We start from the raw sequence: 13,016 nt of genomic DNA, 5'->3' as shown, positions 1-13,016 counted from the left end.
TCCTAATTTAAAACAATAACTTTTCCAAAAGCTTGCGAACTTTCAAGATAATCATGCGCAGCTTTTATATTCTCCAAATCAAAAACTTTCTCAGGACAAATATCGACATGTTCTTGTTCAATGTAGGTTAACATCTCTTGAATCTTTTCTTGGGAAACATTTCCTGAATAAAAAGTTGTCAGATAAACATTATTTTGCAATTCCATAATCGGGTCAAAGTCCTCTAAGTACCATTTTCTCCCAAGTTGACCGCAAGAGCAAATAATTCCGCTTTCTTCCAAATGTGCGATGCTATTTTTTATAGTCGCAGGTCCAACCAGCTCTAAAATTTTGGTAAATGTCAGGTCTGTTTTTAAAAGCCCATTGTCATCAATCGCAATATCATCAACCCCCACAGATAAAAGCTGTGCTTTTTTAGCAGCATTACGAACACTCGCATAAACCTTAACTTCAGGAAACTTAGCCTTCACCAACTTTACAAATGCTGTGCCAACACCACTTGCCCCACCACGCACTAGGACAACATCATCAGACTCAATCTTTAAATTTTTGTAAGCACCAAAGGCGGTATAGTATGTCTCAGGAATTGTTGCTAAAGTCTTCCAGTCCAAATCTGTCGTCACAGGATAAATTTGCTCATTTGGCAAGAGAACATATTCAGCATATGAGCCATCAAAATCACGTCCCATTTCTCCCATAATCGAAATGATTTTCTGACCAACTGGTAAGCGTATAGCATCTGTCGTCTCTTCAACTACTCCAACACATTCTATTCCCAAAATTCTTGGAAAATTAACACTTGGCGACAAGCCTTGTCTTGTAAAAATCTCAGAACGATTAATACCAAATCCCATGACTTTAACTAAAGACCAACCTGGTTTTACACTTGGTTTGGCCACTTGAGTCACTTCTAGGACGCTACTATCACCTGGTTTTCTAACAACAATAGCTTTCATACTTCACCTTTCAAATCGTTTTTCTTTGTCTATATTATGTCATAGTCAGAAAAAATAGTCAATTTTTTTGACTATTTTTTCTTCTAACTAAAACTAGACTTAGTGCCTAGTTTTAACATTATTTTTCTAATTCAACTCGTTTTTTATACCAATTTCCCCAATCCTGCATGCTCATCACAATTGGTTTTAAACTTAATCCAAGATCTGTCAGTGAGTACTCAACACGTGGTGGAACTTCGGCGTAAACCTCACGATGAACGACACCATTTGATTCCATGGCTCGCAATTGCTGAGTCAAGACTTTTTGGCTGATGGGCGTCAAAGATTTTTTTAATTCACCAAATCGTTTGGTTCCTGTAAATAAATCCCGTAATATGAGGACAACCCATTTATTACTTACTAAAGTTAATGTAGTTTCAACTGGACATTCTGGTAATTCTTTTTTCATTTTTTACCTCAAAAAAATTTATTTCCCACAATAGTTGATTTTAGTCATTTGGTACCTTTTAGTAACTATGGCACTTTAAAGTGCGTACTTCCTTTTTGGAATATGTGGGATTATTATATAACCATAGCTTGAACAAAGCAAGCTAAATTTCATTAAAAGGTGGTCTTATAATATGGCTAATATTTCAATTTTTGGTAAAGGCAATATGGGACAAGCTTTGAAAGCTCGTTATGAAGAAGCTGGAAACACTGTCACACTTATCGGGCATGAAGCTGATGCTGTTTTAGGCGAAATTGTTATCCTAGCTGTTCCGTATCCTGCAGTAGATGATATTCTTTCAAAATATGCTAGCGCACTAAATGGCAAAATCGTAGTGGATATTACTAACCCACTTGATTTCAATACTTTTGACAGTTTGGTTGTTCCAGCTGATAGCTCTGCGGCAGCCGAAATCGCCAAAAAAGTTCCTGGTGCTAAGGTCCTTAAAGCATTCAATACAAACTTTGCTGCAAGTTTGACAACTAAAAAAGTTGCAGATGCTGTCCAAACAACTGTTCTTGTTGCAGGTGATGACGAAGATGCCAAAACTACTTTCACTACTACGCTTTCTGGTTCAGGACTCAATGTTCTTGATGCTGGTTCACTTAAACGTGCACGTGAACTAGAATCGTTTGGTTTTCTTCAACTTGTTCTTGCCGTTCAAGAAAAAATTTCTTGGACAGGTGGCTTTGGCTTGTACAAATAATCCCAACTCCTATCTGTAAAGCAACGATTTTTGCCTAGTCATTCATTAAACCACGTTCAACTGAACGTGGTTTTTTGCATAATAAACAGACAGTCTTACTTAAACAGATAGTTGTTTAACGACTGATAGAACAGATAAAGCTGCAGTTTGTAAATCTGCTTTTGTAAGATGATAAAGGTGAGATTCGTTATGAAGAGCTTCAAGTATATCATCCAAATCAGATTGCATTCCTGGTATTGTCATATCGTTTCCAGCAAGTACACAACCAGCCGCACTAGCTTGTTTATACTTACTATTTGGATTTAGCATGATAGTTGTCGTAATCAGCCAATCAGTCATTACAAAGCCTTTAAACTGCCATTCATCCCGCAACACATTAGTCATCAAATCTCTACGGTTATTGATATGTTCGCCATTAATCAAATTATATGAACTCATAATTGATACTGGTTTAGCTGTTTTAACAACTATTTCAAAACCTCGTAAATAAATGTCACGTAATGTTCGTTCAGACAAAACGCTATTTGATGTATAGCGATTTGTCTCTTGATTATTAGCTGCATAATGCTTAAGAGTTACCCCGCATCCTGGATGACTTTGAACACCCTTTGTAATTGCTGCAGCAACTAGTCCAGAAACCAACGGATCTTCTGAATAATATTCAAAATTACGACCACAAAGTGGCGAACGCATGATATTTAAAGCTGGGGCTAACCAAAGATGAACTCCGTAAATAGTCATTTCCTCAGCAATTAAATTTCCAATCGATTCAATCAATGGAAGATTAAATGATTGAGCTAAGTCTGTTCCAATTGGAATAGCTGTCGTAGGTTGATAATATTCAGTCGCATTAATTTCATCCGGACTTTGTTCTTCACTGACCAAATCTGGGCCTAACAAAGCAACGACATCATCTCCAAAAGAGACACCTGTTGATTTAATTTTACCATTAATAATTTTATATGAAGAACTAATACGTATCCCTGCAGGACCATCAGCCATAGCTAAGCTAGGTAAGCCATGACTTTCTTTAAACATCAGGCTTGTTTCACCTGCACCTCCAGCAACAGAAACAGCTGCAGAACCAAGTACACTTGAATCAGTTTGATCTTCATCGAAGTGTCCCAAAGCTATTCGTGCCAACTCTTCTTCACTAAATTGTGCAACAAAGTCCTCGAGTGTGTGTGTTCCCGACACAACATCATTCCAGTGAATAAATCCTTTTGAAACCAGTTCGGTAGCTTTTTTAGCATATTCAATCACTTCTGTATTAATATCATTTGATAATATGGAAAAGATTGGAAGATTTTCAAAAGATTCATTGCGATTAACAACTTGATATTTAGTTTCCTTGAAATTTTCATCAACAACCGCTGCAACATTTTTGACTTGTCTAACAGTTGTAGTTTTATCAAGTTGAAGAATGGCAACGGTTTCAGTGTTACGAGAACTATTTCCCAAACGCAAAACATAATCGCCTTTTTCTAAAATATAGGCTGCCTTTTCTTGATCAAAACTTGCTAAATCGCTAAATTTGAAAGTTAAAACAACTTTAGCACTTTCTTCAGAACTAAGTTCTGGTGTTTTAACAAAAGCTGCAAGAGTTTGATAAGGCTGGTTAAGTTTAGCACTTGGTAATGAAACATAAAGCTGAAGTACTTCTTTACCACTGTACTGTCCAATATTTTTGACTGATGCTGTCACTTTAATATTGTCATTAACAACTTCTGTTTTTTCTGTTTTAAATTCAAAATCTGTGTAACTTAAGCCATATCCAAATGGAAATAGTACTGACTTGTTAATCGTATCAAAATAGCGATAGCCGACATAGATACCTTCTTTATAATAAGTATCATTCCAGTCACCAAAACCATCTGTTGAAGGATAATCTTCTAATGCTGTCCATGTCATGGTTAATTTCCCAGAAGGATTAGCCTTTCCTAAAAGAATATCAGATAGGACTTGCCCAGTCGGGCCACCTAACTGCCCCAATAATAGAATATTCTCAACTTCAAGAACAGGTCGTAAATCAACCATACCACCTACGTTTAGGACTAACATAAAATGTTCATATTGATTATTCAACTTGAGGATATCACGAACTTCTTCATCTGATAACTTAATATCACCTTTTTCGTCGCGACGATCACTACCCTCACCTGAGATTCTTGATAGGACATAAATTGCCGTATCTCCTTCACCAGATAGGTCAAAATCATACACTGGGTCAGGACTTGTCTGTCCAAAAGCATATATCATCGGATTAACACCAGCTTTTATGGCTGCTGCTCTCGTATCAGCATAATACTTATCTTGTGTTTCTTTTAATACTATATCAAAACTATCTAACCACTTCTTACTAGTAACAGTAAATCCCGCATTTTCAAGTGATTCTTCGATTGTTTCAAAACCTCTGACGTGGACATCACCTGAACCTGTTCCACCTTTGATAGTATGTCGAACCCCCTTACCAAATGCAGCAATTTTTCCAGCATTCGCCAGTGGAAATTCTCCATTTTGTTTTAAAAACAAAGTTGTTTCAGGTGCTAAATCTTTAATAAGTTTAGCATGCTTCATTTCAAAATCTTGTACAGTATTTTCTGTGATTCTTTTCATAAAAGTTCCTCCTTCTTCTAAAAAAAAGAAAACCTACCATGGATCGTCCTCTCCATCATGACTTAGATATAGCCCAAACAATCAAAGGTCACTTTTAAAATATGGAAAGCTCCAGATAAATTTTCTTAATAAATACAATTAACGTGAAGACATCTCTTTTAAATAGTCAATGATATCTCGATTAGCTTGTTTACTTTCTTCATACTCTGGGAATAAGATGTTAAACACATGATCAATCTTATTAGATTGAGGAGAATAAGATTTGAAACGATGTTTAATACCCTTTTCAACCATAAAGTTATGAATATTGATAGATTCTTGTGCTAAAATAGAGTCTTCTGGCGTTGTTACGATCAAAATTTCAGGATAATTTTGATTTAAAAATTTTTGATATGATGACTGGCTTACATATTCATCATTATCTAACCAATCAGAAAGTACATTTTTGACTTGCTGGTTAATTTCATTTGATGAGTTATTAATTGCATCAAACGAAGCAGGACAAACAGAAATAACTCCTTTTAAGCCATACTCATATGTGGTTATTCCGAAATAATCTTGAGTTTCAGAATTATATTGTGCTGCCGCTGCAAGCATAACAAGATGACCGGCTGAGCTATCTCCCATTAAAGAAACTTTACGTTTGTCAAAGCCATACACTGTGCTGTTATCAGAAATCCAGTTTAAAACAGTAGAAATTTCACTAAGTTCTTCTTTAAAAGAAACCTCAGGCATTAGTGAATAATTAATATTTACTACATGAAAGCCCTCACTCGCAATCAATCGACCAATACGGCGATTAAGTTCTTTAAATCCACTAGCATAGCCACCTCCATGGATTAAAACGATGACAGGCAGTACTGCATTAGGATTTGATTGAGGTGAATAAACATCTAATAAATGATTTTCATCATGATCATCAATATAAAAAATATTTTCTTTTGCAACAGCATCATAATCATCCCAATGCTCATTAATAGCTTTGTCATTGTAGATATGCTGATTTTCACGCATCTTTTCTAAAACATCTGCATTCATTGTTAAAATTCCTTTTTCATGTTAAAAAATCTTTTTTTACTTCGAATCAGTATAACGATGTGTTTTACGACTTCTATCTTTTTGCACACCACGCGCATATTTAATTTCAGGATAACCAAAACCAACAATAAGACTAGCATAGTGATTTTCAGGAATCCCAAGCATTTTTCTAGCTTCTGGTGCTAATTCTTCAAGAACTTCCGCAGGATAACTCATAATTGCTGTTCCCAAACCATGTGCATTACACAACAATTCAAAATAAGCTGTTGCAATATGGCAGTTAATTTTTGAATCCTCAGACCACTTACCACGATTTCGATCATGTGCAATAAATAGGTGTGGAGCACCACAAAATAGCATATCATCCTTACGAACACTCTTTTCAGATTCTTTCATTTTCTTGTAGTAAAAATTGTTAAAACTGTGCGTATATTTGTGATGCTTTGCTTTTTCTTCCATAATCGCATACGCTTTTTTTCGAATGTCATTGACACGCTCCTTATCATCAATAACAGTATATTCCACCCACTGAGCATTTCCTCCTGTCGGAACTTGAGCCATTGCATCTAAAATCCCTGTGATAATATCAGGATTGACATTTTTATCCAAGAATCGGCGACAAGAACGACGACTAGCAACCAACTCTTCCATATAAGTTCCCATTTCTTTTGGTGGTAACGGAAGAGAATCTTCTGGCTTTTTATCAAAAATAGAAATCGCTCCAACTGGGCAAACCGCTAAACAGTGTTGACATTTCCAACAGCCTTGCCAACCAAAACGTGAAAATTCTTTCATGTATGGATAGCCATCTTTTCCAAATTCAATCACCATGCCACTACACGTATTGACACATCGACCACACTTTATACACTTTGATTTATCAACATGAAAATGTGTTTTTGATTCTACACCCACTCGTCTTCAACTCCTTTTAAACGCTGTATTATTAATCACCTTAGCTCTGCTAAAACTTCACCAATATCTGATTGAAATTGAATCGTTTGTTTTTGTACTTCATCAGGATACACAAAAGGTGTCTGATTAATCGTTATAAATGTTGCTTTTGAATTACTAACTGTCATTTTTAAAAATGGATATTTAATGATAACAGGCGTATTCATCCCAACACCCAATTCAAGGTAAACAATCTTTTTATCAACATTTTCAGAAAGCCATTTACTATAATTTGATTTTGCCTGATGCCATCCTTCGTCCTCAACAAAACGATCATCAGCTCTTAGATTCAACATCATTTCAGCACCACATTTTGGACAGCGTGGAATCAATTCACTTGGAACCTCCAAATCTTTTTGCTCTTCAATCATTTGACGTACGAGTTTTTCATTATCATAAGTTTCCTCATGACAAGGTACCGAACATTGGAACAAGCCATAATCGCCTTGAGTATAAAATAGACGTTCTTTTTTAAAACCAGCTTTTTGAATTTGGTGATCAACATTTGTTGACAACACAAAATAATTTTTATTTTTTACTAATTCTAGTAAATCCTTATATGGTTTTCCAACAATCGTATCATAGCGATTATAATAAATTTGGCGGCTCCACCATGCCCAATATTCTTCACGACTGGAAAATTCAAAAAAACCGCCAGAATACATGTCCTCTATGCCATATTTTTCTTTAAAATCTGAAAAATATTGTTCAAATCGCTCACCAGAATAATTGAGTCCTGCTGACTCTGACATTCCTGCACCAATACCAATCAAAATGGCATCAGCTTCCATCAGCGCTAACCTTGCTTTTTCAAGATTAGCCAAATAAGGATTAGTAGATTTTTTCAATTTCTTCTTAAAAATCATTAAACACCACTTTCACTTAACATTTTAATCTTGATGCCAATTACTTATCATTACACCGTAAAATAGTCATCACTATGTTTAGATGACCCAACAACAAATTTCCGAATTTGTAATTGCTTTTCTGAAATCGCTGGTAGCAATTTTTTGTACACTTCATCAATTTGCTTTTGACTTCCCTTGGTAAAAAGACTAATGTGTGGTTTAAAATTAGCGTCAAAACTATCAATCGACACATCGTACGTTTTACTCAATAGTTCGTCTAAATCTTTATGCCAGTCATTAATGTCTTTGGTAAGTTTTATCGGAAGCCAAATCATTCCTTTATATTTTATTATCGAATCTGCATAACACGTTAAAGGTCCTCGTTTTTGAATATATGATACAACTTCTTTTTTTACACTTTCAAAATCTGTCACATAAAAGCTCTTCTTCATTGAAATATGCAAGGGAAATTTGAAAACCACTTCTGGTAATCCAATCTCACGATTTGCTTCTTTACAGATTTCTACTAATTTCTCTTGTTCTTTTTGAGGAAGCAAACCACACACCCACATCAATTCTTTGCCCATGTTTCTTCCATTCTAAATTCATTTAAAAAGGCTATAATAAATTTCTTCGTCTTTTTCTTTAAAAACATTGAAAACCACCTTCATCTGACTTCCGCTTTCATTCAAATATCGCTTGACGGTCGCAACTGCAATTCTCGCTGCTTCATCATTTGGAAAGTGAAACTCACCTGTTGAGATACAGCAGAAAGCAATGCTTGACACTTGATTTTCATCAGCCAATTTAAGGCATGATTCATAACATGAGGTCAATTGCTGACGGTCATAATCAGTTAATTTTCCAGAGATAATTGGTCCTACTGTATGAATAACATATCGACTTAGGAGATTAAAAGCCGGTGTTATTTTAGCTTGACCAGTTTTCTCTTCATGTCCTTCTTGTTCTTTCATTAAATCATTACAGGCTAAACGTAATTGAATACCGGAAAAAGTATGAATAGCATTATCAATGCAAGAATGGTTTGGAGCAAAACACCCAAGAAGATACTTATTTGCTGCATTGACAATAGCATCAACCTGCAAAGTAGTTATATCTCCACGCCAAATATAAATCTGAGGCGCTACTTGATTTAACTCTGACAGCTGAGTTATACCTTTTTCCCTCAGCGCTTCCTGCAAATAATCATCTTGAATTTTTAAAAAACGAGGTGACGCTGGCTTTGGATCACGGACATTAAATAAAGCTCTCAATAAAAGTTTCTGATCAGATTCACTTCTTGGAATATTGGCATTAATATTTGCTTCATGTAATAAATCATTTATCAAAAACAAACGACGCTCTTTTTGATTCATTGCTCGACCTTCTTTTTAATCAGTTGCTGTTATTTCAAGATTTTTGAAATAACCCTCTGTCCCAATATCGACCCACATACCGATTTGACCTTTACTATCACCATGTTTCAAATCGTTGACAATTAAAACTGGCTCTTCTTGATGATTGAGATATAGTTGAGCTTTTTCACCAGCTACAACAACTTTTAGATGAATCCACTCATCTAAAGCAATATCAGCATATGACTCATACTCTCCTAGATTCGTTTCTCTGGAGTGAAAATACTTAAAATTTGGATAAGAAAAATATTGTGTTGTCCGGTTACGTCGTAACTGAGTATCCGCTCTACCGTTTGTTGGTCGAATATAAAATGACTCAAAACTTGAATCATCTTCTGAAATTCTAAAAGCAAGCCCAATAAAGCCACGCGCATGTTCTGGAGCATCTGGTAACAGACGACTTAAAACATCAACTTCAATAACACCATCATGAAAATCACTATTAAGTACTTTTACATAAGTTGCTTCATCATCCTCAAGAATATTTTTATCCTTAACGACTTGAAGTAAGTTCTCTGAAGTCAAGTCATTTTTAACAACTTTAAAATGGCTTCCAACTGCTTTTAAAATGCTTGAGTTTAAAAAATCTTGCATCTTATTTATTGCCCCATTTCATTAATGGAATTGCATTCCACCGTCAATCTCTAGTGTTTGACCAGTCATATAATCTGAGTCACTACTTGCCAAGAAAGCCACACCAGCAGCCACATCTTCTGGTTCAGATAAGCGACCAAGAGTAATAAACTGTGTAAATTGATTTAGCGCCCAGTCTTCACTTTGTTGGTTAGCTTTCGCAATATCCTTAACAGCATTTAACATCATTGGTGTTTTTACTGTACCAGGAGCATAAGCATTAACAGTAATTCCTCGTGAAGCCAAGTCTTTTGCAGCAACTTGTGTCATTCCTCGAACAGCAAATTTTGATCCGCTGTAAAGAAAGGCGCCGGCATTCCCAACTACACCACCTTGTGAACTGGCGTTGATAATTTTTCCAATTATTTCTGAGCCCTTACGTTCTTTTTTGTTAAATTGTTCAATAGCCGCTTGAATCCCCCAAGCAATACTTGCTACATTAATATGAAACATGTTATCAAAATCTTCTGGAGTAACTTCTTCGATAACTGATCCAGGTGCAATACCTGCATTATTTACCAAAACATCGAACCCTCCCAAACGCTCAGCAGCTAAACGAACACCATCACGGAAACTCTCTTGATCAGAAACATCAATGCAAACCGCAATTGCCTCTCTTCCGCTTGCTTTAATATCGTCAACAACTGATTCAGCCTTTTCAACATTTAAATCAGCAATGGCAACCGCAAAACCATCTTTTGTTAATCGTTTTGCAATAGCCTCACCGATTCCCTGTGCTCCACCAGTTACCATAGCTACTTTTTTCATATAAAATACTCCCCCTTTTATAGATATTGTTTTAGATTCCAAACATCAATTCCTGTTTTTTCGTCAAGCGTCAATGTTACTTTTCCATCAATTGGTGTCAAACGAATTTCAGCTGTATAAGAAATTCTAGCTTTTGCCAAATGACCAGCTAAAACATTTACCTTATCATCTTCCAAGAAAGAAAAGCTAGCATGAGCATGTTGATCAAATTGATTATCTTTTAATCGGACGTTTCCCATTAGTGATACCATTTCCAACATTCCTGTTTTTTCGTGATTAACAAAATCATTTTTCTCTGGTATATAGGTTGAAATTATGACATCATCACAAGCTCCAATTCCTTGAAAAGTAGCTGAAAGAATATGTTCTTTTTGACAAAGCCTTTGAATGCTATCTAAAACTTCTTCGTTTTTTTCCAATCGTAATAAATAATCATTTCCAACTTTTTCATAAAACATTAAACAATGCCTTCTTTCTTATTTAACAAATCCTTCAATTGTGTCACGATAAACTGAACCAAAGCCATCTAAAATTTCTTTAACTTCAGCATTGGGATTTCCATAAACGGTACATGCTGTCACAGTAACTAAGTTCATGTAGTCCTCAGCAAAATTTTTAGAAAAACCATCTAAGTGTAATTTTGTCGCTGCGTTATCACGATAATGTTCAATTGTAAAGACAGTGTCTCCTTTAATTGACCAGTGATATGCTAAAGCACCTTCTTCTTTTTCAGTTTGAGCTACCATTTTTGAAATTAATTCTTTCAAGGTTGGCAAGTTTTTTTCTTCAACTTTTGTTTCTACCAAATACATAATGCTGTTTTCAATCATTATTATTCCTCTTTCTTATTTGATGCTATCATAAAACTCTTTTGCAACATCAGTGTACTCTTCACCGTTAACGTCAACTTTAGCATTAAGTTTTGTGACTGTTTCGGTATCAAGTTTTGCTGAAACTTTATTAAGAATTTTCTTGATACTTGGATTAGCTTCCAAAATATTATCTCTAACAACTGGCGCTAAATTATACGGTGGCCACACATGTTTATCATCTTCAAGCAAAACAAATTTATCAGTTTCTGCTAAACGCCCTTCAGTTGTATAAGCAGGTGTCACATCTGCTTCATCATTTTCAAGAATTTGATATTTCAAGCTGTTGTCATAAACTTTAGATGATTTCCAATTGAATTCACCATAAACTTTTTCTAATGCTGGAAGTCCATCCTCGCGTTCTTCGTATTCACCTTGTGATGCCATACGAATATTGCTTGCATTTTTTTGTAAGTCAGAAATTGTCTTGATATTGTACTTATCAGCAGTTTCTTTACGCATCGCTAAGCCTGAGCTATCATTAGCTTCTGAGTAGTTCAACCAAGTTAAGTTATATTTTTCTTCATATTCTTTCTTAACAGTTTGATAAACTTTGTCAGGATCAGTTTCCATATCATCACCAAGAATTGTTAGCAAGGCAGTTCCTGTATACTCTGGATAAAGATCAATCTCATCATTCACAAGTGATTTATGAATTAGTGAGCTCGAAATATTAGAAACTCGGTCGACCTTATAGCCATTATCCTCTAAAGCTAAAGCATAAATTTCTGAAACGACTAGACTTTCTGTAAAATCTTTTGATCCAACTCTAATTGTTGTACTTGCTTTAGATGTCGATTTATCAGCTTGGTTATTCTTCCAAAGTGCAATACCAGCAACAAGCGCCAGAATAATAATCCCAATAAGCGCTGCCAGAACTTTCTTGTTTTTCATTGCATCCTCCTAATAGTAAAATATTTTTACTTTTTTAAATATATCAGTATAAGCTGGATTAGTCAAATATTTTTACTTTATTTTTTATAAATCTCTATAATCAATTAGCTCAACTTCTTGTTGAATCAACCATTTTTTAAAACCTTCATCAGTTAAGACTGCAACTTCTTTAGTACGAGGAAGCGTTAAACTTGAATGAGACAAAATATAATCATCTAAATAACCTGGATGAAAAACAGCAAGTTGCACAGCTCCTTCATCTTTAGCAACCATACGTTTTACCATATCATATGGATCATAGTCTGGAGACATTGATTCCATGTTAAAAACAACTCCAGATTGTCCAATTGTTATAGGTGAACCATCAAAAGAAATTCCTGAATATTTTAAATCGTATTTTTTAGCAACATACTCTAAGCCTTTAAAAAAATTCTGAGAAGCTACTGCATGACCCTCAAAATAATCTGGCTTTCGTCCAAATAATTCTACAAATTTATGATACTGAGCTTCAATTTCAATGACCACTTCATCAAAAACAACAAAATCTTCTTTACTTTCTCGATAAACTCTTGATGATTTAAAGTAGCCATTATCATCAACCAAACTAGGAATAAGTTTTGGATCTGTTAACGGTTTTTCTGCACAAATATTAGTGTGAACACCAAGTGCAATATCATATGATTTAATCAAATCAACCCCGTGCTTTGTTGCAGGCATATTGACCATGACGCCTAAACTTCTAATTAAACCATCTTTAATTGATTTTTCAATGCCGTAATTGACAGCTTCTGAGTATCCTAAATCATCTGCTCTTAACAAAATTTTTTTCATC

General features: G+C 35.0%; 15 protein-coding genes. 1 reads left to right on the top strand and 14 read right to left on the bottom strand.

The annotated features are described in order from the left end of the window. Positions 1-2 precede the first annotated feature (2 nt). Together JG537_RS03660 and JG537_RS03655 are read right to left on the bottom strand one after the other, a co-directional pair. Positions 3-956 carry a zinc-binding dehydrogenase gene (locus tag JG537_RS03660; RefSeq protein ID WP_199543682.1) on the bottom strand — a complete coding sequence of 318 codons (954 nt, stop codon included), beginning with the start codon at positions 954-956 and terminating at the stop codon, positions 3-5. Positions 957-1,074: 118 nt separating this feature from the next. Further along, a complete protein-coding gene (locus JG537_RS03655) occupies positions 1,075-1,404 on the bottom strand; it encodes a winged helix-turn-helix transcriptional regulator (protein WP_039690545.1) in 330 nt (109 codons plus the stop codon). A 172-nt stretch (positions 1,405-1,576) separates the two neighbouring features. On the opposite strand from JG537_RS03655, the gene JG537_RS03650 reads away from it, so the two are divergent. Continuing rightward, complete coding sequence (locus JG537_RS03650) at positions 1,577-2,149, top strand: NADPH-dependent F420 reductase (protein WP_199543680.1); 573 nt, start codon at positions 1,577-1,579, stop codon at positions 2,147-2,149. Between the two features lie 99 nt (positions 2,150-2,248). On the opposite strand, the gene JG537_RS03645 is transcribed toward JG537_RS03650, so the two are convergent. From JG537_RS03645 to JG537_RS03590, 12 genes are all read right to left on the bottom strand, one after another. Next, complete coding sequence (locus JG537_RS03645) at positions 2,249-4,765, bottom strand: glycoside hydrolase family 3 N-terminal domain-containing protein (RefSeq protein WP_199543678.1); 2,517 nt, start codon at positions 4,763-4,765, stop codon at positions 2,249-2,251. A gap of 138 nt (positions 4,766-4,903) precedes the next feature. Next, positions 4,904-5,803, bottom strand: coding sequence for an alpha/beta hydrolase (locus tag JG537_RS03640; RefSeq protein ID WP_199543674.1), 900 nt, complete (start codon positions 5,801-5,803; stop codon positions 4,904-4,906). A 36-nt stretch (positions 5,804-5,839) separates the two neighbouring features. After that, entirely contained in the window at positions 5,840-6,718 is an 879-nt protein-coding gene (locus JG537_RS03635) for a nitroreductase family protein (protein ID WP_199543673.1), read from the bottom strand. Between the two features lie 35 nt (positions 6,719-6,753). Further along, on the bottom strand, positions 6,754-7,623 hold the full coding sequence (locus JG537_RS03630) for an SIR2 family NAD-dependent protein deacylase (RefSeq protein WP_199543670.1): 870 nt from the start codon (positions 7,621-7,623) through the stop codon (positions 6,754-6,756). Between the two features lie 50 nt (positions 7,624-7,673). Further along, positions 7,674-8,192 carry a hypothetical protein gene (locus JG537_RS03625; protein WP_199543664.1) on the bottom strand — a complete coding sequence of 173 codons (519 nt, stop codon included), beginning with the start codon at positions 8,190-8,192 and terminating at the stop codon, positions 7,674-7,676. An 18-nt stretch (positions 8,193-8,210) separates the two neighbouring features. Beyond that, a complete protein-coding gene (locus JG537_RS03620; RefSeq protein WP_199543662.1) occupies positions 8,211-8,981 on the bottom strand; it encodes a protein-ADP-ribose hydrolase in 771 nt (256 codons plus the stop codon). 15 nt (positions 8,982-8,996) lie between these two features. After that, entirely contained in the window at positions 8,997-9,614 is a 618-nt protein-coding gene (locus JG537_RS03615; protein WP_199543660.1) for a hypothetical protein, read from the bottom strand. A 21-nt stretch (positions 9,615-9,635) separates the two neighbouring features. Beyond that, the gene (locus tag JG537_RS03610; RefSeq protein WP_199543659.1) at positions 9,636-10,421 is read right to left on the bottom strand and encodes an acetoin reductase; all 786 of its coding nucleotides are present in this window, start codon (positions 10,419-10,421) and stop codon (positions 9,636-9,638) included. A 17-nt stretch (positions 10,422-10,438) separates the two neighbouring features. Then, on the bottom strand, positions 10,439-10,879 hold the full coding sequence (locus JG537_RS03605; protein WP_199543658.1) for a PPC domain-containing DNA-binding protein: 441 nt from the start codon (positions 10,877-10,879) through the stop codon (positions 10,439-10,441). Positions 10,880-10,897: 18 nt separating this feature from the next. Further along, positions 10,898-11,251 carry a putative quinol monooxygenase gene (locus tag JG537_RS03600; protein WP_199543657.1) on the bottom strand — a complete coding sequence of 118 codons (354 nt, stop codon included), beginning with the start codon at positions 11,249-11,251 and terminating at the stop codon, positions 10,898-10,900. A 15-nt stretch (positions 11,252-11,266) separates the two neighbouring features. Beyond that, on the bottom strand, positions 11,267-12,184 hold the full coding sequence (locus JG537_RS03595; RefSeq protein WP_199543653.1) for a glycine betaine ABC transporter substrate-binding protein: 918 nt from the start codon (positions 12,182-12,184) through the stop codon (positions 11,267-11,269). 84 nt (positions 12,185-12,268) lie between these two features. Next, positions 12,269-13,015: a ChbG/HpnK family deacetylase gene (locus JG537_RS03590; protein WP_199543647.1), complete on the bottom strand. Its 747-nt coding sequence runs from the start codon at positions 13,013-13,015 to the stop codon at positions 12,269-12,271. Position 13,016 lies beyond the last annotated feature (1 nt).

It is taken from the genome of Streptococcus vicugnae, from assembly GCF_016461705.1.
GTDB classification, from domain to species: domain Bacteria; phylum Bacillota; class Bacilli; order Lactobacillales; family Streptococcaceae; genus Streptococcus; species Streptococcus vicugnae.
The sequence above is the reverse complement of the archived record's forward strand: the minus strand, read 5'-3'. Positions and strand labels throughout refer to the sequence as shown.